The organism is Streptomyces tauricus, assembly GCF_014650955.1.
Classification (GTDB): domain Bacteria; phylum Actinomycetota; class Actinomycetes; order Streptomycetales; family Streptomycetaceae; genus Streptomyces; species Streptomyces tauricus.
Map to the genome: position 1 here is coordinate 56149 of NZ_BMVY01000007.1, position 19908 is coordinate 76056.

Sequence of the window (19908 nt, forward strand, 5' to 3'; positions counted from 1 at the left end):
CCTCTTCCGTCTCACGGAAGGGGTAGAAGAGAATGCCTGTTCGGGGCGGTGGTCGTCTGATCCGGCAGACTCCTGCGGATCCGGGGCATGGCGACCGGAGTTCATGGACGCGTTGAGGCTCAGCTGTCGGTGCGGAGCATGGACGCGCCGGCCGGGGTGAGGGTGTGCAGGACGTTTCCGCCGTGTCGGCTGCTGATCAGCAGGCCCGCGCCGCGTAGTACCCCGGTGTGTTTGCTGACGGAGGACGGGGAGATCCCCGTCGCGCGGGCGATCTCCCCGGTGGTGGCGCCCGCTCCCGACGCCGCGACGCGCAGCACGGTCGTCCGGGTGCGTCCGAGCAGTGCGGTCAACGGGGTGGGCGAGGTGGACGGGGTCGCCGCGACCGGTTCGTGCAGCAAGGGGTAGATCAGCACGGGCGGCAGCCGGGGGTCGGCCAGGCTGACCGGGTTGTCCCAGCAGAAGTAGGACGGTACGAGCCGGATGCCCCGGCCGCCCAGGTGCAGGTCCCGGTCCACGGCGTAGCGGACATGGAGGACCGGGGGCTGCCAGCGCATGGCCGGTCCGAGTCCGGCCAGCATCCCCTGGATACCTCCATGGAGCAGTTCGCGGCAGGACGACGACCGCCCCGCTTCCAGGTGGGCATGGATCTGGTCGGCGAACGGGCGTACGGCGACCTCGTGGTACGAGCGGATCGTGGCCACGAAGTCCCGGCGTTCCTGTGTGTCGGTCAGCCGTCGCACCCACGCCGGAGCTCGGACGTGCCGGTAGAGCATGGCCAGTTCACAGTTCACCCGGCCGGAGGGTGTGGACACGATGGCGTCGAGTGCGGCGTCCAGTCCCTCGTCGGCACAGCTCGACCGGTCGGGCGTCAGGAAATCAGGAAAGTACCGGGCTCTCGGAAACAGTGGCAGAAGCACTTCGCGCACGACGCGGTCGAGTCTCTGCTCACGTAGTCGGGCGTGGGTGGTCCGGTACCACCCGGCATATGCCCAACGGCCCGCGCGGGTCTGAAAGCGGTGCAGACTCGCGGCCACCTCCCAGAGCGCGTCAGGTGCCGTGGCCATCCGGGTTCTCGCCAGGTCGGCATCTGTGAAGTGAATTCGGAGCACGCCGTTCCCCCTTGCGACCACGGCTTTTTCCTCCTGGCGACACAGCATGGCCAGGCGGGACGGGCGGTGGCAATAGTGAAGGAGACCAAATCGAGCGGTAAAGGGGAAAGATGAGACGCATATTGGCCATGATCGCGGGAGTGGTTCTCCTGCTCGGCGCTATGGCCGGCACCTCGGCGGCCAGTTCCGCGAACAACTCGGCGAACAGTTCCGAGGAGCGGAATCAGGTGACCGCGACGGCATTCAAGTCGGTGAAGGTCGCCGCGGCACCTTCCGGATGCGGTTCGGGCAATTTCTGCTTCTGGCCGAACGCCGGTTACTCGCCGGCGGGTAATCCGGGTGAACTCTCGGGTAGGAACGCCGACTGGTCCGTCTTCAGCCGCAGCGCCTGTCCCAACGGCAACTGGGACAACTGCGCGTCCTCGGACTACAACAACGGAAACAGCTGCGAAGCCATCGTCTGGACCGGGAAGTCCTACTCGGGCAGCGCGGGCATCGTGTATCGCGGTACCGGTGGGGACTTCAACTCCACGTTCAACAACGCGGTCTCCTCGAACAGTTGGAGCACCGCTTCCGGCGGTACGAGCTCGGCATGCGGCGGCCCTGTGCCGTAGCCCCGTCGCTCGAAAAGCTTCTGCCGCTCCAAGGTGGTTCCAAGGTGTCCGCGGGTGATCGCCCCGCGGGCACCGCACCTCTCACCCGCCTTCCACCCAACGACCGAGAGGGTCCGGGCACCATGCGACTCGCTCCGCTCGCCTGCGCGGTGGCGGGCGTTCTCACCCTGAGCGCCTGCGGGACATCCGCCACCGACGGTGACGTCACCAGTGCTGAACTCACCAGCCTCGAACTCGACCTCCTCACCCGTTCCGGTACCTTCACCCGGACCAACGTCGATCTCGCGAACGCGGAATCAGAGCTCATATCGGCATGCATGACAGCGAAGGGATTCCGCTATCGCGCCGAAGCGTCCGCCCCGACGGCCGAGTCCGACGAGGAACGCTCCCTGAACATGAAGGAGCGCCACGAACGGGGTTATGGTCTCGCCTCTCAGTACGGCGACGAAAAGGAAGCAGCCGGCACCGCGACCAACGACGCCTATGTGGCAGGGCTTTCGAAGAAGAACGCCGACGCGTACACCGAAGCCCTGCGAGGAAACGCCACCGACTTCCGTGAGATGAGCTTCGACGGTGGTCGGAACATCACCTTCTCGGCGCGTGGCTGCGAGGCACGGAGCCGTACGTCTCTCTACGGAAACCTGGACGACTGGGTAGCCATTGCCTACTTCCCGCAGAATCTCAACAGCGAGCTCACTCCCCGCGTGGAGAAGTCCCCGAAGTACCGCGACGCCATGAACGACTGGCGGACATGCATGCGCGGCGAGGGATACGCCTATGCGTCCCCCGACGCGGCCTATGATCAGCTCAAGGCCGCCTACCGCGCGCAGGGCGTCACCACCGCCCTACGTGAACGGGAGATCGCCGTCGCGGTGGCGGACGGCGGCTGCGGCGCCGAAGTCCACGTACCCTCCACCGTCCTGGCCCTGCGACGCGCCTACGCGCAGTCGCTGCCCACCGCTGACAAGCTCCAGCTGAAGCGGCTCACAGCCATCTGGAAGACGGCCGCCGAGGGAATCCGGTGACGCCGTGAGAGCTCGGCCGCGATATCCGCACCCGCGAAACGGCTCCGCCTCCCAGGGTGGGAGGCGGAGCCGTTTCACAGGTGCGGGCCGGGTGCCGGTCAGGCGTGGCGGCGGTTTCCGGTGAGTGCCCGGTACACGACGAGCAGGATGATCGAGCCGACGATGGCGGCGATCCAGGTGGAGATGTCGAAGAAGCCGTCGATGGAGTCGACGCCGAAGATCACCTTGCCGAGCCAGCCGCCGAGGAGGCCTCCCGCGATACCGATGAGCATCGTGATGATGATGCCGCCCGGGTCCTTGCCGGGCATGAGCGCCTTGGCGATGAGGCCCGCGAGCAGACCGATGAGTATCCAGGCGATGATGCCCATGATTGTGTCTCCTACCTGGTCGTATAAAGACTGTGTCAGAACAACCGAGTGTTCCGTGTCGCCGCTTTCAAACGCGGTTTGCGGAATCAAGGGCAGCCGCGGGCAAGCTTCCCGTTGATCACCGACCCGTCGGTCTGTCAGGTGGGGGAGTCCGGGGGCGGACGGGACATCCGGTGGTCGAGCCAGGCCGGGACGAGCGCTGCCGTCATGAGTGCGCCGGTCGCGGCGAAGGCCACGGAGTAGCCCGTTCCGGCGCTGAGGAGGCCGAAGAAGACGGCGCCGAGCCCCATTCCCGCGTCGTAGGCGAAGTTCCACAGGGCACTGGCCACGCCGTAGCCCGAGGTGGGAACCCGTGCGTACATCAGGGTCTGGGTGGCGTTCTGGGCGATGCCGAAGCCGGTGCCGAAGAGGGCCATGCCGATGAGAACGGCCGCGGCGCTGCCCGTCGGCGCGGTGGCCAGCATGCCGCCCGCGCACAGCAGCAGACCGGGGACGACCAGGCCGGCCGGCCCGTGGCGGTCGCCGTACCGGCCCGCCACCCAGCGGGCCCCGATCGCCGTGGCGGCTTGCAGGAACAGCGCCGCCGAGACCAGACCCGCCCGGTCCGGCGACACGGCCAGCGGCAGGAAGGTGGCGATGATGCCCGCGCCCAGTGCCGTGGTCGCGAAGACCGCCGCCGGCAGGGCCAGCGCGGGTGTGCGGAAACCGTCGACCATGCCCAGGGGTTTCTGCGTGGCCGGTTCACGCCTGGGCAGACCGGCCACCGCGGCGACGGTGGCCAGCGGGAATACGGCCGCGATGACGAACACCGTGGTGAAGCCGGCGTGCTGGGCCAGCCACACCCCCAGGGGAAGGGCCACCACGGACTGCGCCCCCGACACGACGCCCACCAGGGCCAGGCCCTCGCCGCGTCGTTCGGGGGGTATCAGCACCGCGGTCAGAGCGCCGCCGCCGACCACGGTCAGCGCGAAACCCGCACCGCGCGCGAGGCAGACGGCCACGATCGAGCCCATGCCGTGCGACACGGTCAGCAGGAGTGAGGGAGCGCCCAGCAGGATCAGCCCGGTCGCGAGGACGAGACGGTAGCCGTAGCGGGCCGTGAGGCGGGGCGCGGCCAGTTCGCCGCAGACGGTGGCCAGCATCAGGGCGCTCGTGGACAGTCCCGCCGCGCCGTCCCCGCCCCCGGACTCCTCCGCGTACAGGGGGACGACCGACAACAGCAGGAAGAAGCCGGCCGAGGCTCCGACGATGGTGACCAGCCGCAGGATCAGCGGCCAGGTCACCAGGGGCGGGCGTCCGCCGCCCGCCCCGGAGCGCGGTCGTCCGCTGCCCGACCCCGGCCCGGACCTCTTCCGCGTGGACATACGGCGGAAGCTAGCCGACATCGCCGACCACCGGGAAGCTCCCGCTTAAGGGCGCGACCGTACCCGGGAGAGCGGCCGCACCGGGGAGTGCGGCCGCTCCGGGGAGTGTGACCGCTCCGGGGAGTGTGGCCGCTCCGGGGAGTGCCGCCGCCCGCCGCCGGCTCCTGTCCTCAGGCCGCACGCGTGTGGATCCTGATCTCTCGCAGGTTGCGCCGGCACGCGTCGATCGCGGCGTCGGTGTCGGGGCCCAGAGCCGAGATGTGGCCCAGGCCGTCCCACTGGCCCTCCAGCGGGCGGACCAGGTCGCCAGGAGCCACGCCGAGGTTCACCGCGAGGGTGTCCGGGTCGGCGCGTACCCGCTCGACACCCTCGACGCGCTCGACCCTGCCCTGCTCGGCCACCACCAGCCAGCTCGCGGCGGCGCCCCGGGCCACCGGGCGCCCGGGCAGCGGGTCCGCCAGACCCAGGGCCCAGGAGAGGGCCAGGGACTGCGCGTCGCACCCGTATACGGCGTCGATCATGTCGGTGAGCAGGGCGCCGCCCACCCGGTTCTGCGACTCGCAGATCACCGGGCCCCGCGGGCTCAGGATGATCTCCGTGTGCGCGGGGCCGTCGCGGAATCCCATCGAACCGAGGAAGCGCCGGGCGGTGTCCGCCATGCGTTCCTCGTCCTCGGCGGACAGCCGGGCCGGCAGGGCGTGGCCGACATGTACGTGGGTCCGCGGGCGCGTGATGGCCTCGGTGACGGTGAGCACCACGTGCCGGCCGTCGAAACTGAAGGTCTCCACGCTGTACAGAGGCCCCGGAACGTACTCCTCCATCATGAACTGCTCGATGTCGTAGGGACCGGTCAACGGGTGTTCCGTGGCCGTGTGCAGACGCCGGATCCGCTGCCGGACCGCCGCGAGCGCGTCCGCGCCGTCCACCTTGACGACACCGAAGCTCGCGGTGCCGCTGGTGGGTTTCACGATGAAGGGGTAGCCGTGCGCGGCTCCGAACCGGTCCAGGTCGTCGCCGTCGGTCAGCAGCGCGGCGGCGACCCGGCGGGCGCCGACCGGCGGTCCCTCGGCGAGCCGGCGGCGCATCAGCCACTTGTCGGTGAAGCGGTGGCTGACCTCGTAGGGCGTTCCGCCGAGACCCAGCAGGTCGTTCACGCGGGCGGCCGGATCGAGCCCGGGTTCGGTGAGCGACACGGCGGCCGAGAAGCCCCAGGTCTCGTACGCCGACTCCACCAGTGGCCGCAGGGACTGCCAGTCGGTGTAGTCGGTGAGGAGGACGGCCTCGGCCAGGGACCGCTGCTCGGGTACGAACTCGTCCTCGAACTGGACGTACACCACCCCGAGTCCGAGATCCGCCGCCTTCCGCAGGTGTTTCGGTGTGCCCCCGATGAGCAGGACGCGCTTGCCGTTCCTCATTCGTACTCCTCACGGACTCGGTGCTCTTCGCGGACCTCGTGCTCCTCGTGGACCTCGGGCTCCTCACGGACTTCGGGCTCCTCGCGGAACAGGCCGGGGAAGTAGTTGATGTCGGCGAGCAGGATCGCCGGGAGCGACGCCGCCGACGGGAGGGAGCCGCGGGGGCCCGCCAGCAGGTCGCGCTGGCGGCGCAGTGACTCCGCCGACAGCGGCAGGGCACCCGCGCGCAGGTACCGGATCGCCCCCTCGGGATCGCGGCGGGGCACGATCTGCGACCTCGCGAAACGGCTGGCGCTGAACGGGATGTCGAGCGTGCCGTCGGCGAAGGCCTCGACGATCGCCTCGTGGAGCGCTTCGGCCGTGGCTCCGCGCCCCTCCAGCACCGGACCGACGATCTCGGCGACCTCCGCCAGAATCCAGCGGCGCTCCTCGCGGACCCGGTCCTGGTCCACCGAGAGGAAGTCCAGGAGCGGGGAGTTGGCCCGGTCGGCCAGCCGGACCCCTTCGATGTTCGCCTGGACGTCCGGGATGCCGGCCGCCTCCTGATGGGTCTTGGTGATGATCTTCGAGGCCCCGCCCAGCCGGGCCACCAGCGCGCCGTAGAGGATCAGGTCCTCGGCGTTGCGGCGGGCGCGGGGGAAGACCCCCATGAACTCGTGCAGCACGGGGTGGACCGCGACCTCCGGCGGCAGATAGCGCTCGGCGAGTACGGGGATGGCGGTGAGCGCGGCCACGTCCTGTGCCAGGTGGCCGCCCTGCGGGTACGCGACCGACAGGCAGCGCACTCCGGCCCGCGCGGCCAGTACCGCTTCGAGCACGCTGACCGCGAGGCTGATCGACGGCGGGACCAGGACGGCGGTGAGCGTGCCGAACAGTTCGCGGTCCACCACCAGTCCCAGCTCGGCCAGTTCGCCGCAGCGACGGTCCACGCGGTCCCAGGCCGCAAGCGACACCGGCAGGGGCACCTGCTTGGAGTAGGGCAGGTTGTAGGAGATGCCGCCGCCCTCGAACGAGGTGATCCCGCCAGCCACGGCCACGTCGAACAGCCGCTGCGGCTCCGGTGAGCCGTGCCGTACCTCCAGTGGCGCGGCGACCGCCTCGTTGAGGTCCCGGGCCCGCCGCCAGCCGTGGGCCACCAGCGGGTAGCCGTTCAGCTCCTGCGGGCGGGCGTCCAGCAGCCGTTCCGCCTCAGCGAAGCGCCGCAGCCGGGTGTGCGAGTCGATGGTCAGGGTGAGCACGTCCGGTGCGGCCTCCGCTTCCAGGGAGCGCAACAGAGCCCGCATGCTGTCGTGTTCGGCCACCCCGCACCGGGGCTGGACCGCCACCCGGCCGCGGGCGCGGGCCGCCGCGAGGACCTGCGCCACACCGGGTTTGCCCAGGGCCGCGACGTAGGCGACGGACTCCCGCAGGGTCGGGAGGGCGGCACCGGAGCACCCGGCCGATGGTGGATCGGCCGATGGTGGGCCGGCCGATGGTGGGCCGGTCATGAGACGCGGGCGGGTCCGGACCACGCGGCCCCCGCGCCGACGGCGGTGCCGTCCTCGGTGAAGCGGCCGTCGGCGAACTGGCTCTCTGCGGTGCGCAGTTCGGCCAGCACCGTGGGGAGGGTGGCCGGGTCGTGGACGATCCGGTCCACCCCCAGGGCGTACAGCCGCCGGTCCGACGCGAGGCTCCTGCCGCATCCCACGGAGAGGTTCCCGCCGACCACCACCGGGCAGTGGACGCGCCCGGCCCTCTTCGCCTCCCGCAGACCCCGCAGATCCTCGTGGATGTGCCCGTTCAGGCTGCCCACCAGGACCGCCTCCGCCTCCGGACGCCGTACGCAGGCCCGGGCGAACTCCTCGACGGGCGTGCAGGCCCCGAGGTTCTCCACCTCGAAGCCCTCGTCCCGCAGGAAGCGGGCGATGAGCTGGTTGGCCACGACATGGCAGTCGCTCGCGGCCACCCCGAGGATGACCAGCCTCCGGGGCGGCGGTGTCGTCCACGGCATCGGCTACACCAGCTCCCCGGTGCACGCGTCGTCCAGGTACGCCTGTTTCGCTGCGGTGTCACGGGCCGAGCGCAGATAGCGCGACCAGCCCCGCCGCTCGTGCGAGGTGGCGTCCAGCTCGACCACGTTCTGGGTGGGGCGCAGCAGTCCCGGCTTGGGCGGGTACGGCTGGAAGCCTTCGTCGTCCTTGTAGAACAGGCCCTGCCACATCTCGTCGCGGTCCCGCCACACACAGACGAGCATGTAGTACTTGCCCCCGTCGAGATGCAGCAGTACGAACCCCAACTCCCCCCGGAACTCCAGCTCCTTGGCCGCCGCCCGCTCGGTCAGGAACGCGCGGGCCTCGTCCGTGACGTGCGGGGCCGCCTGGTCGTCGGCGCGGCGGATGTCGTACCACTTCAGACAGGCCCCCGGGACGACCAACGGCGGCCCGGGGAAGATCGCTTTGGGGGTGTGCGTCCAGGCCGCGGGGTACTCGGACAGAGCGGAGAGATCGGGGACGGTCGTGTGCGTCTCGTTCGTCCTGGTCATCAGGATGCGTACCTTTCGCCGAGTGGGGTGGTGGTCGTTACCGCCGGGGGTCGCCGTACAGGTCGCCGTGTTCCAGCGCGCGCAGCCGCTGGTGGTCCGCCGCCACCCGGGCCGGGTCTGCGGAGCCCAGGTAGACGTAGCCGGGGGACGAGGCGAGGTCCCTCGTGCGCGGCAGCACGGTGCCCTCCGGCATGGTCAGCGCCATGTCGACGAACGTGCTCAGAGCGCGTACCGGCGCGAACCGTTCGGTGGACAGCGGGCCGCCGTCCCGGGGGGCGCGGAGGGTGACGTACCGCAGATGGGCGCGCGGGTGATAGCGCGGCAACCGCCCCCGCGCGGCCTCCTCGGGATGGGCGACGGCGCGCGCCAGACACGCCAGTTGGTCGGTGCCGAGGAAGCGGGACACCACGGACGGCGTGTGCGAACCGCCGTGGCGGGCCGCGCACTCCACCAGGACGGGCCCCCGCCCGGTCCTGATCACCTCGGTGTGAGCGGCTCCGTTACGGATCTCCAGCGCGTCGAGCACCCGCAGCGTGTACGCCGTCAGCACACCGACCACCGGGTCGTCCGGGGGCACTGGCTCCTCGTGGTCGTACATCGGACGGTCGTCGACCGGCCGTTTGTGATAGCGCCACACCTCGACCACGTGGTGTACTCCGCCGCTGCTGACGGTGTTGACGAAGTACTCCTCGCCCGCGAGGTGTTCCTGGACGAGCACGGCGTGGTTGCGGCGGCCGTACCGGTCGCGGCCGGCCGTGATGGCGGCCACCCCGGCCCGCAGCTCCGCCTCCGAACGGCAGAACAGGACGTTGTCCGTACCGGCGCTGGCCAGTGGCTTGAGCACGACCGGCCACCGGCCGTGCCCTTGTGCCCACGCGGCCACCTCGTCGGCGCTGTCGGTGGCGAGGCAGGCCGCCGTGGCCAGTCCGTACTCCCGCACCGCGCAGGCCATCTCGTGCTTGTTCCGCCGGGCCGACGGCCGCCGCATGCCGTGCCCCGGCGTGCGGAGTTCGGCGGACAGCGCGTCGGCCAGCAGTACGCCCGACTCGGCCCCGGCGACGACGAAGTCCACCCCGCAGCGGCGCAGCGCGTCGGCGGTGGCGGTCAGGTCACCGCGGTGCGTGACCTCCGAGGACGGGCCGGAACACCCCGACCGGTCCGGCCGGGGTGACAGGTGCGGGTTCGGGGCGTCCGACCGTACCCGCACGCTCCGTACGCCCTCGCGGGCCAGCGCGGCGGGCAGAAAGGCGCCCATGCCGTCGGCGTCCACCACGGCGACCCGGGTGGCCGGGCCCGTGGCGCGGGCGGCGGCGTACGCGGGGGACGACTGTGCGCTCATGCCGCGCCCACCCCCGGGATGCCGGCGGCGGCCGTCGCCAGCCCGTGGCTGTCGGCCTCGCCGTCGGTCAGCTCACCCGCGGCGTACTTCTGATAGGCCGCCAGGTCGAAGTGCCCGTGCCCGGACAGGCCGAACAGGATGGCCCGGGACCGCCCCTCCTCACGGCAGCGCAGCGCCTCGTCGATGGCGACCCGAAGGGCATGGGTGGACTCCGGGGCAGGCAGGATGCCCTCGGTACGGGCGAACCGGACACCCGCTTCCAGGCAGCCGACCTGCCCCACGGCCGTCGCCTCGATCAACCCGTCCTCGACGGCCCGGCTGACCGCGGGGCCGATGCCGTGGGCCCGCAGCCCTCCGGCGTGCACCGGCGGCGGGACGAAGCCGTGGCCGAGGGTGTGCATCCTGAACAGCGGACCCAGCCCGGCCGAGTCGGCGTAGTCGTAGGCGATCGTGCCCCTGGTCAGGGTGGGGCAGGCGGCCGGTTCCACGGCGATGATCCGTACGGGCCTGCCGCCCCGCAGCCGGGCACCGAGGAACGGGAAGGCCAGCCCGGCCAGGTTGCTGCCGCCGCCCGCACAGCCGATGACGACATCGGGGTGGTCCTCGGCCAGTTCCATCTGCCGCACGGCCTCCTGGCCGATCACGGTCTGGTGCAGCAGCACATGGTTGGCGGCGCTGCCGAGCACGTACCCCAGTGACCGGTCCTCGGCCGCCGTCTCCAGCGCCTCGGAGGTGGCGATACCGAGGCTGCCGGGGTTGTCCGGGTCGTCGGCGAGGATCTTCCGGCCGACCGCCGTGCGCGTGCTGGGGCTCGCCACGCACTCGGTGCCGTAGGTCTCCATCAGTGCCCGGCGGTAGGGCTTCTGCCGGTAACTCACCTTGACCATGAAGACCTTGGCGGTCATCCCGAAGAACGCCGCGCCCAGGGCCGCCGCGCTGCCCCACTGGCCCGCGCCGGTCTCGGTGACCAGCCCGGTCCGGCCCGCCAGCTTGTTGTAGTACGCCTGCGGGATACCGGTGTTGGGCTTGTGGCTGCCGGTCGGGGCGCCGCCCTCGTACTTGTAGTAGATACGGGCCGGGGTGTCCAAGGCGCGCTCCAGCCGGTGCGCCCGGAACAGGGGGGAGGGGCGCCACAAGGTGTAGGCGCGGCGCACCTCCTGCGGTATCTCGATCTCCCGGGCGGTGCTGGTCTCCTGGTCGATCAGCGGCTCGGGCATGGTGGCCGCCATCTCCGCGCGGGTCAGCGGCTCCCGGGTAGCGGGGTTGAGAGCGGCGTGGAGCGGGCCTCCCGGGAGGTCGGCCGCGAGGTTGTACCAGTGGGTCGGTGTGTCTTCCTCACCCAGCAGGAACTTCGTCTTTCGCATGTCAGGGTCCCTCCACCGGGGTCGTCCCGGTCACCTCGGCGGCCTCGGACACGAGCGAGCCCGCGGTCGTGGTGTGCGAGCCCGCGAACAGCAGGGGGTGCGCCTCCCGGATGCCGCCGACGACCTCCGCGTACGGGAAGTCGTCGAACTCGCCCCGCATGGCCAGGAACTCCATGTGGCGCCTGCCCTGCTCGTCGTAGGGGTGGTAGTAGCTGTCCGTCCGCCCGTCGAAGTCGAGCGGCTTGATGCCGTAGAGCGTGCACAGCAGTGCGTTGAACACCGGAGTCGCCCTGACCCAGGCGCCGTTCAGCCGTACGGAGGTCAGGCTGTGGAAGCGGAAGACGTCACCGCCCATCAGCGTGCGCAGCCGCGGCGAGGCGAGATGGTTGCGCACGTCCGCGTAGACGAGCCGGCTCTCGATCCCCACAACGCGCACCGCGGCGGCGTACACGATGGACTTGTGGACGCAGAACCCGGCGCCGCGTTCGATGACGCTGCTGGCCCTGAGGCCGTCGGCGGACAGGTCGCAGTCGTACACGTCGTAGCGGATGCCGTCGCGCACGGCGTAGTAGAGGGCCACCGCGGCGTCCACCGGGTTGCCGGGGTCCGTCGTGCGCAGGGCCTCGCCGACGAACTCCCGTACCACCGGCGACCGGTGGTCCAGGAACCGCGTGGGCCGCAGCCCCGTGCCGGTCTCGGTCGTCATGTCGTCTGCTCCTTCACGTCCCGGGCGTCGGCCGCCCGGGACAGTCCGAGGAAGGCCGCCAGCCGCTCGCGCTGGATCTCGGAGGTGCCCGAGTAGATCGTTCCGGCGATCGCGTTGCGCAGATCCCCTTCGAGGCCGTACTCCGCGGTGTAGCCGTGTCCCCCGAAGATCTGTACGGCGGCCAGGGCGGAGGAGACGTTGGCCTCGCTCACCACCAGCTTGGCGATGGCGAGATCGGTGGCGACGCTCTCCCGCGCGGTGAACTTGTCCGCCGTGTCGTAGAGCCACTTCCTGGACGTCTCCAGGCCTATCTGCATGTCGACGATGCGGTGCGAGACCGCCTGGTTGGCGCCGATGTGCCGGCCGAACTGGGTACGGCCGCGGGCGTGTTCGACGCAGCGCTCCAGCCGGTGCTGCATCTCGCCGAGGATCCCGGCGAAGCCGCACAGGATCTCCCACTTCATGACCTCGTCGAGGACCAGGAACCCGGATCCGACCGTGCCCAGCACCTGCGAGCGGGGTATCCGCACGTCCGTCAGGAAGAGCTCGGACAGCGGTGACGTCCGCAGACCCATCTTCGCCAGGGGGCGGCCCCGCGCCACCCCCGGCGTGTCCGTCGGGACCAGGAACGCCGTGATGCCGTCGAGGCGTCCGGGAGCACCGGTACGCGCGTACACCACCACGAGGTCGGCGATCGGACCGTTGGTCACGAAGGCCTTGCCGCCGTCGAGTACGAACTCCTCGCCCTCCCGCCTGGCGGTGGTGCGCATCGCGAGCACGTCCGAGCCGCCGTCCGGCTCGGTGATCGCGTGCGCTCCGATCACGTCGCCCGCGCACACCCTCGGCAGATACCGGGCCTTCAGCTCCTTCGAACCGAACCGCTGCAGGGGGACGCCGGTGCTCACGATGTGCGTGCACGCGGAGAAGACGAGCCCGGCGTCGGGACAGCGGTACCCCAGGCCCTCGAAGACGTACATCATGGTCGGCAGGTCGAGGCCCGAGCCGCCCCAGGCGCTGTCGAACGGGGTCCCGAAGAGCCCGATGTCGCGCAGGTGTCTCCAGCCGTCCCACGCGAACTCGCCGCGGGCGTCCCGCGCCGTGTGTCCGGCGCCCACGTCCGCGCCGATGGCCTCCGCGGTGGTCCGCAGCGCCCTCTGCTCGTCTGTCCAGTGCCTCATGGTGACTCCGTCGGTGACCCGTCAGTAGTGCGAGAACTCGTCCTGGTCGAGGTTGTGCCGCTCGCCGCCCTGCAGGGGCGGGTTGAAGACGCTGATCAGCTCCAGGTCGGCGTCCGGCGCGGCGATCAGGAAGTGCGCGTCATGCTGGTCCAGGGCGTACAGGACGCCCGGGCGCAGCTCGTGGGTGGCGCTGCCGTCGGGCAGGGAGATCCATCCCCGGCCGGTGATGCAGTAGCAGGCCTCCAGATGCCTGCGGTACTCAAGGCGTGACTTCGTGCCCGCACGTACCACGGTGTGACAGAAGGAGAAGCCCATCCGGTCGGCCTGCAGCAGCAGGCGGTGGCTCAGGCCGTTGCCCCACTCGACGACCAGAGCCTCTTCCTTCGTACGTATCAGCATGTCGTTCCCCTAGTGCGTCTTTCCGCCGGTGGTGCCGGTCGTGTAGGTGGCGCCGGTGGGCGTGTTCGTCTCGATGAAGTCCTGGATGGCCGCCACCGACCGGAAGGACTGGAGCGACAGGTCCAGGTCCTCGATCGGGAGGCGGTAGCGCTCCCGCAGCCAGCCGATGAGCTCCAGCAGCTGGAGACTGTTCAGCACCCCCGTGTCGAACAGGTCCAGCGACGGCTCCAGGTCGGCGGCGGAGGTGTCGGGCAGGTAGGTGGCGACGATGTGCCGCGTGATCTCGTGCCGCAGGCTCATGCTGAGGGCTCCGGTTGGGTGGGTCGGTCGGTACGGGCGTGGGTGTGGTGCCTGGCCGCGAGCCTGGCCGTGAGGACGGACCGCACCCGGGCGCGGTCGACCTTGCCGGTGATGCCGGTGGGCAGCGGTTCGCGGGTGAGGTGAACGGTGGGGACGGCCGCCCGGGGCAGCCAGGCGGAGCAGTGCGTGAGCAGGTGCAGGCCGGTCACCGTGCAGTCGGGGGCGACCCGCACCAGGGCGTGCAGGCGGGTGTTGGTGCCGAGGCCGGGATCGGTGCTGGTGTCATTGCCGGGGCCGGGGCCGGGGCCGGTGTCGGTGCCGGGTGCCGCGAGTGCGACCACCGCGGCCTCCATGACCTCGGGGTGGCTCTGCGCCACCTGTTCCACGGCCTCCGGGCTGACCCGGACGCCGCCCACCTTGACCTGGAAGTCGTCACGCCCGACCAGGGTCAACCGGCCCTCGGTGTCGCGCCGGACCAGATCGCCGGTCCGGAACCAGACCGGCTCCGAGATGCCCGGCGCGGGACGTACGAACCTGTCGTCGGGGTCCCCCGCGCCCAGGTACCCGTCCGCCTGGAACGGGGTGTGCACGAGCAGTTCGCCGGTGCCAGGACCGTCCAGGTCACGGCCGTCGCTGACCAGCCGGACCCGGACGCCCGGCAGCGGACCGCCCAGCGGCAGCGCCTCCAGGTCGGCGGCCTCCCGCGCGCCGCACGAGTACAGCAGGCTGTCGTTGGTCTCCGTGCAGCCGTACACGTTGTGGAACTCGGCCCGGGGAAAAAGCTGCGCCAGCCGGCCGCGCAGGGAACGTGGGGTGTGCTCGCCGGTGAGCAGCACATGGCGGACCGAGGTGAAGGGCTCCGCGTCCGTCCCGGCCTCGGCCAGCAGCCGGAACAGCATCGGCACCGCCTGGACGACCTCGGGCCCGCTCTCCCTGAACAGCCTCACCAGGTGACGCGGGTCGGCGGCCCGGCCGGGGTCCACCGGGATCACGCAGCCGCCGTGCCGCAGGGTCGCCCAGACGTCGAACAGGCTGAGGTCGAAGTTCAGCGGGGCGTAGCTGAGCACCCGGTGGCCCGGGCCGAGCGGGAAGGCACTCCCGGCCCAGCGGGTGAACCGGTCCAGCGCGGTGTGGCTCAGACGGACGGTCTTCGGCAGTTGCGTCGAGCCCGAGGTGGTGAGCAGCAGGGCGGCGCCGGGTGGCGCCGGCCGGGCGGGCACCGGAACCGGGACCGGGACCGGTTCGAGGTCGGCCTCGCCGTCCGCGCCCGGCACCAACAGGCCGCCGCAGCCCGCCCGTTCCGCCAGCCGGGCCGCGGCCAGGTGACCCAGGTCGGGGGAGAGCAGCAGAACGGTCCGCCGGGCGAGCAGACAGGCCAGCACCAGGGCGATGGACGCGGGGGACTTCACCGCGCGGACCGCGACCGGGGCGTCCCCGCGGAGGTCCGGCGCGGCGAGCCGGACGGCGGCCGTGTCCGCGAGAGCGGCAAGATCGCCGTAGGTGAGCGTGGTGCCGTTCCACAGCAGTGCCGGAGCGTCCGGTGTATGCCGGTCGTGCGCGAGGATGTCCCGCGCGAGGGAATCGAGCATGGTGCGCGTACCGCCAATTCCTGGATTCTTTCGGGGCGACCCCATGCCGGTGAAGCGGCGGTCGTACGCCGAAGGGGATCTGGGGAGATGTGCGGGAGAAGAACCTCAAGAAAACCTCAAGAGACCTGAAGAGCCCTGAAGAGTTCTGAGGCGACCTGTAGAGGTCGCGGGCAACCGGAGAAGCCCGCAGAGACCTAGTGTCTTCTTGTATACGGGGCCGGGCCGGGCCCGGATTGCCTTCGTGGTGAATTATTTCTGGCGGTCTCCGCCCGAGCGGACTTCCACGGTGATCCCCGGAATGGGGCGGTCATACAGTTCCGTGAGAAACGCACAGCTCCCCCTATTCGTGGATCGACGGCATGGCCTGCACGATGTACGGATACTTCGCCTCTGTCATGCATGGGCGAAGAGCCTCAAACGGAATGGTGATTCACAGGGCCGCCAGACTTTCGCGCAGCGTGTCCAGGCCCATGGCGCCCAGACCCAGCGCGCGGCTGTGGAACACCTTGGCGTCGAACGCCGGCCCATGGCGGCGGCGGGCCTCGTCGCGGGCGGCGCGCCACACCCGCTCGCCGAGCTTGTACGAGGGGGCCTGTCCCGGCCAGCCCAGATAACGGTCGATCTCCTCGTCCACACCGCCCGGATCGATGAGCGTGCGGGTCAGCAGGAAGGCCCGGCCCAGCTCCGGCGTCCAGCGTTCGCCCTCGCGGAAGCCGACACCGGCCGGGACGGGCAGTTCGAGGTGCATACCGGTGTCGATGACCACCCGTGCCGCGCGGAACAGCTGCGCGTCCAGCATGCCCATGAGGGCGGCGTCGTCCTTCAGGTGGCCCAGTTCCCGCATCAGCCGCTCCGCGTACAGGGCCCAGCCCTCGCTGTGGGCCGACACATGGCACAGCAGCCGCTGGAAGCGGTTGAGCCGGCCGGCCCGCAGCACGGCGGTGCCGACCTGCAGATGATGGCCGGGAACGCCCTCGTGGTACACGGTGGTGACCTTGCGCCAGGTGGGGTGGTGGGACCGGCCCGCGGGCAGCGACCACCACACCCGGCCCGGCCGGGAGAGGTCGTCCGAGGGGCCGGTGTAGTACGTGCCGCCGCCCGCCGGCGCGATCCGGCACTCCAGCGTCGCCAGGGGTGCGGGGATGTCGAAATGCGACCCGCGCAGTTCGGCCGAGGTGGCGTCGGAGAGATCCTGTGCCCAGCGCCGGAACCCTTCCGTTCCCTCCGCCAGCCAGGCCGGATCGGTATTGAGTACGGCGGCCGCCCCGCGCGGGCCGGCACCTGGCGCGATCCGGTCGGCCACCCGCCGCAGTTCGGCCTTGATGGCGAGGAACTCCTGCCAGCCCCAGGCGTGGACCTCGACGGGGTCCAGCACGGCGCCGGTGAAATAGCGGAGCCACAACGCGTAGGTGTCGGCGCCGACGGCGTCCTTGACCGGTGCCGACGGGGCCAGTTCGGTGCGCAGGAAGCGGGCCAGTCCGGAGTAGGCCGCGGAGGCCGCCCGCACGCCGGCGTCCAGGTCCGCGCGGAGCGCGGCCGGCACGTCGGCGTCGGCGGTCAGCGCGGTGAAGTACCCCGCCGCCCAGCTCTCGCACTGCGCGGCACACCCCGTGACCTGGCGCAGCGCCGCCACCGTGCCGCGGGCGGCGGCGTACCGCAGGCCCTCCTGAATGCCCGTCACGGCTTCCGGGACCCGGGCCAGCCGGGACGCGATCACCGCCCAGTCGGCCGGGGTGCGGGTGGGCATCAGGTCGAAGACCGAGCGCAGGAGCTGTACCGGACTCTCGATGACGTTGAGCGCGGCGCTGTCGAGTCCGGCGTCGTGGATCTCCACCTCCATGCCCACGCGTTCGGCGAAGACCGTGCGGGCGGTGGCCTCGGCGGCGTCCCGCGGCCGGGCGGCGGCCACGGCGCGCAGTGTCGAGGTGTTCAGTTCGTGACGGGCCCGGTGGCCCTCGGGTGAGTAGTCGGTGAGCCGGCTCTCCTGGCCGGGGATGCCTCGAACGGTGGCGGCGACCGGGTCCAGGTCTGCGTGGCGGGTGACGTAGTCGTCGCACAAGGAGTGAACAGAGTCAGTAACCGCAGCGTGCATATGCCGACTGTAAGGACCAGGCGGCAGAATCAGCCACCGCTTTGAGGGTCACTACCTGATCATCTATGAAGATATATCGGAATTTTCTGGACAAAAAATGACAAACATGATGTTGAAATTTCATCGAGGAGTCTGTGACTCCACACCACGGGCGGTATCTCGTGGTGGGTTTGTCCGACCTGAGGAAATCATTCCGGCAACTCGATCCGGCCATTGTCCGCAATGATATTGAGGCGCTCGCAAAACCGCTCTTTGCAATAACGGGATTGACACGGCTCGGCGACTCTGGGGTAGCCTCCAAGGCGATCTAGGCGATGCCTGGCATACGCGAGAATCGGCTCAGTCAAAATCCACGGGGGTGGAGTCGACGCATGGGTCTTCATGATCTCAAGCCAATACCGAAAGATCAATTGTCCTTTCGTTGGCCGCGGTCGTACGAGGATGCAAAAGATGTAAAGAAAGAACGGAAACACCGACAGGAGAGTCTCCTGGTGGCATTCCGCCTCTTCGGCAGGTTCGGCTTCGAAGAAGGAACCGCAGGGCACATCACCGCCCGCGATCCGGAACACACGGACTTTTTCTGGGCCAACCCCTACGGGGTTTCCTTCAAGCACATCCGGATGGGCGACCTGGTCCTCGTCGACGGGCAGGGCGCCGTGGTCGAGGGACGCCACCACGTCAACGAGTCGGCGTTCGCCATCCACTCACGGATCCACAGCGCCCGCCCCGAGGTGGTGTCCGCGGCGCACAGCCACTCCCTCCACGGCAAGGCGTTGGCGTCCATGGGCGCGATGCTGGAGCCGCTGACCCAGGACGCCTGCGCGTTCTACGAGGCGCACGGTCTCTACGACGACTACAACGGCGTGGTGACCGACCTGGAGGAGGGCAAGCGCATCGCCGCCGCACTCGGTGACCACAAGGCGGTCATCCTGCGCAACCACGGGCTGCTCACCGTCGGGCGCTCCGTCGAGGCCGCCGCCTGGTGGTTCATCACGATGGAGCGCTCCTGCCAGGCGCAGTTGCTGGCCAAGGCCGCAGGCCGGGTGGTCCACATCGACCACAGGACCGCCTGCGCGGCACGGGACCAGCTCGGCAACGACGACATGGGCTGGATCAACTTCCAGCCGCTGCGGGACCAGGTCCTCCACGAGGAGCCCGACCTGTTCGACCGGTGACGGCCGAGTCGGCCGACGGTCGAGTGCGCCGACGATCACGGCCGTTGACCTATGACGACCGAGACCTGTGACTACCAAGACCGATGACGGCCGGGATCAGTGACGGCCGGGATCCATGACGACCAACGGGGGTCGCGAACAGTGGACGACGTCTACCTCTCCGGCATCGGCGGCTACGTGCCCGCCGACCGGACCACGGTGACGGAAGCGGTCGCGGACGGCCGCTACGAACGGGCCTGGAACGCCAAGGACCGCTTGGACGCGGTGGCCGTGGAGACCCTGCTCTCACCGGCCGAGATGGCTGTCAGAGCGGGCCGGCAGGCACTGTCGCGCTCCGGGCACCGCCCGCAGGACGTCAGCCTCCTGCTGCACGCCACCGCGTACCGCCAGGGCCCGGAGGGCTGGGCCGCGGCGTCGTACGTCGAACGGTACGCCGTCGGTGCCGGAGCCCCGGCACTGGAGATCCAGCAGGGCTGCAACGGCGGCCTGTTCGCGCTCGGCCTGGCCAGGAACCACCTGGGGCAGCACGCGGACACGGCGGTGCTGCTCACGTGCGCGGACCGGTTCGACGGCGACTTCGACCGCTGGCGGACGAACAAGGGCATGGTCTTCGGCGACGGCGCGGCAGCCGTCGTGATGTCCCGCGGACGGGGCACCGCCCGTGTCCTCGGCGTCGCGACACGGGCCGACTCCGAGCTGGAACAGATGCACCGGGGCGAGGGGTCGCTGGCGTCGGCGACACTGCGGCGCAAACCCCTGGACGCCGCCCCGGCCAAGAAGGCCTTCCTGCGCACCACTCCACCGGCCGAGGTGCAGCGCCGTTTCGAGGCCCAGGTCGTCGCCGCGGTGGAGTGCGCGCTGTCCGAGGCGGGCACCAAACTGGACGGCATCGCCCAGGTGCTGGTGTCGAACCTGGGACACGAGATGCTCACCCGGGTGTTCCTGCAGCCGCTGGGGCTTCCCGTGGAACGCACCGCCTGGCAGTGGGGCAGGCGCATCGGCCACCTCGCCAACAGCGACCAGTTCCTTGCACTCGAACACCAGGTGCGTACCGGTGTTTTGCACGAGGGTGACCTTGTACTGATGGTCGGCATGGGCGTCGGCTTCGTGTGGACCGCCGCGGTGCTGGAGATCACCGAACTGCCCGTCTGGACACACTGACCGAGCGAGACCGGCCGGCCTTCCGCAGCATGAGCGGCGGCCCCCTGCCTCGGCCCCCCTAGGCGCGTTCGCACGAACATCGCGCACGAACGTCATGCGCGAACACCGTGCACCCGAACACCGTGCACCCGAACACCGTGCACCCGAACACCGCGTACACGCACACCTCGTACGCGCGCACCTCGTGCA

The 19908-nt window shown here is 70.5% G+C and carries 19 protein-coding genes; 4 read left to right on the forward strand and 15 right to left on the reverse strand.

The genetic code is table 11. The features are described from left to right. Positions 1-119: 119 nt before the first annotated feature. Positions 120-926: an ArsR/SmtB family transcription factor gene (locus IE278_RS13860; RefSeq protein WP_308434898.1), complete on the reverse strand. Its 807-nt coding sequence runs from the start codon at positions 924-926 to the stop codon at positions 120-122. Between the two features lie 293 nt (positions 927-1219). On the opposite strand from IE278_RS13860, the gene IE278_RS13865 reads away from it, so the two are divergent. Continuing rightward, positions 1220-1723, forward strand: coding sequence for a peptidase inhibitor family I36 protein (locus IE278_RS13865; protein ID WP_189772148.1), 504 nt, complete (start codon positions 1220-1222; stop codon positions 1721-1723). 122 nt (positions 1724-1845) lie between these two features. Continuing rightward, entirely contained in the window at positions 1846-2748 is a 903-nt protein-coding gene (locus IE278_RS13870; protein WP_189772149.1) for a hypothetical protein, read from the forward strand. 98 nt (positions 2749-2846) lie between these two features. Here IE278_RS13870 and IE278_RS13875 read toward each other — a convergent pair whose 3' ends face one another. The 14 genes from IE278_RS13875 to IE278_RS13940 all read right to left on the reverse strand — a co-directional run bounded on the left by IE278_RS13875 (position 2847) and on the right by IE278_RS13940 (position 17383). Continuing rightward, positions 2847-3116, reverse strand: coding sequence for a GlsB/YeaQ/YmgE family stress response membrane protein (locus tag IE278_RS13875; RefSeq protein ID WP_189772151.1), 270 nt, complete (start codon positions 3114-3116; stop codon positions 2847-2849). A gap of 137 nt (positions 3117-3253) precedes the next feature. Continuing rightward, positions 3254-4480, reverse strand: coding sequence for an MFS transporter (locus IE278_RS13880; RefSeq protein ID WP_189772153.1), 1227 nt, complete (start codon positions 4478-4480; stop codon positions 3254-3256). 170 nt (positions 4481-4650) lie between these two features. After that, a complete protein-coding gene (locus IE278_RS42930; RefSeq protein WP_189772155.1) occupies positions 4651-5895 on the reverse strand; it encodes an ATP-grasp domain-containing protein in 1245 nt (414 codons plus the stop codon). Further along, complete coding sequence (locus IE278_RS13890; protein ID WP_189772157.1) at positions 5892-7382, reverse strand: methylaspartate mutase; 1491 nt, start codon at positions 7380-7382, stop codon at positions 5892-5894. The genes IE278_RS42930 and IE278_RS13890 overlap by 4 nt, the downstream gene beginning before the upstream one ends. Continuing rightward, positions 7379-7885, reverse strand: coding sequence for a cobalamin-dependent protein (locus IE278_RS13895; protein WP_189772159.1), 507 nt, complete (start codon positions 7883-7885; stop codon positions 7379-7381). Before IE278_RS13895 ends, IE278_RS13890 begins: the two co-directional genes overlap by 4 nt. A gap of 3 nt (positions 7886-7888) precedes the next feature. After that, positions 7889-8416 carry a hypothetical protein gene (locus tag IE278_RS13900; RefSeq protein ID WP_189772161.1) on the reverse strand — a complete coding sequence of 176 codons (528 nt, stop codon included), beginning with the start codon at positions 8414-8416 and terminating at the stop codon, positions 7889-7891. A gap of 37 nt (positions 8417-8453) precedes the next feature. Then, positions 8454-9755 (reverse strand): ATP-grasp domain-containing protein, encoded by a 1302-nt coding sequence (locus tag IE278_RS13905; RefSeq protein ID WP_189772163.1) that lies wholly within the window; start codon positions 9753-9755, stop codon positions 8454-8456. Continuing rightward, positions 9752-11119: a TrpB-like pyridoxal phosphate-dependent enzyme gene (locus IE278_RS13910; protein ID WP_189772165.1), complete on the reverse strand. Its 1368-nt coding sequence runs from the start codon at positions 11117-11119 to the stop codon at positions 9752-9754. Before IE278_RS13910 ends, IE278_RS13905 begins: the two co-directional genes overlap by 4 nt. Before the next feature lies 1 nt (position 11120). Next, positions 11121-11825 (reverse strand): transglutaminase-like domain-containing protein, encoded by a 705-nt coding sequence (locus tag IE278_RS13915; RefSeq protein WP_189772167.1) that lies wholly within the window; start codon positions 11823-11825, stop codon positions 11121-11123. After that, positions 11822-13003 (reverse strand): acyl-CoA dehydrogenase family protein, encoded by a 1182-nt coding sequence (locus IE278_RS13920; RefSeq protein ID WP_189772169.1) that lies wholly within the window; start codon positions 13001-13003, stop codon positions 11822-11824. Before IE278_RS13920 ends, IE278_RS13915 begins: the two co-directional genes overlap by 4 nt. A gap of 21 nt (positions 13004-13024) precedes the next feature. Further along, positions 13025-13402 (reverse strand): ectoine synthase, encoded by a 378-nt coding sequence (locus tag IE278_RS13925; protein WP_189772171.1) that lies wholly within the window; start codon positions 13400-13402, stop codon positions 13025-13027. A 9-nt stretch (positions 13403-13411) separates the two neighbouring features. Continuing rightward, on the reverse strand, positions 13412-13702 hold the full coding sequence (locus IE278_RS13930; RefSeq protein WP_189772173.1) for an acyl carrier protein: 291 nt from the start codon (positions 13700-13702) through the stop codon (positions 13412-13414). Next, on the reverse strand, positions 13699-15291 hold the full coding sequence (locus IE278_RS13935) for an AMP-binding protein (RefSeq protein WP_189772175.1): 1593 nt from the start codon (positions 15289-15291) through the stop codon (positions 13699-13701). Before IE278_RS13935 ends, IE278_RS13930 begins: the two co-directional genes overlap by 4 nt. Before the next feature lie 430 nt (positions 15292-15721). After that, entirely contained in the window at positions 15722-17383 is a 1662-nt protein-coding gene (locus tag IE278_RS13940) for a DUF885 domain-containing protein (protein WP_189772177.1), read from the reverse strand. A 371-nt stretch (positions 17384-17754) separates the two neighbouring features. Here IE278_RS13940 and IE278_RS13945 point away from each other — a divergent pair, with 371 nt between their 5' ends. Beyond that, a complete protein-coding gene (locus IE278_RS13945; protein WP_189772179.1) occupies positions 17755-18558 on the forward strand; it encodes a class II aldolase/adducin family protein in 804 nt (267 codons plus the stop codon). A gap of 141 nt (positions 18559-18699) precedes the next feature. Beyond that, a complete protein-coding gene (locus tag IE278_RS13950; RefSeq protein ID WP_189772181.1) occupies positions 18700-19719 on the forward strand; it encodes a ketoacyl-ACP synthase III family protein in 1020 nt (339 codons plus the stop codon). Positions 19720-19908 lie beyond the last annotated feature (189 nt).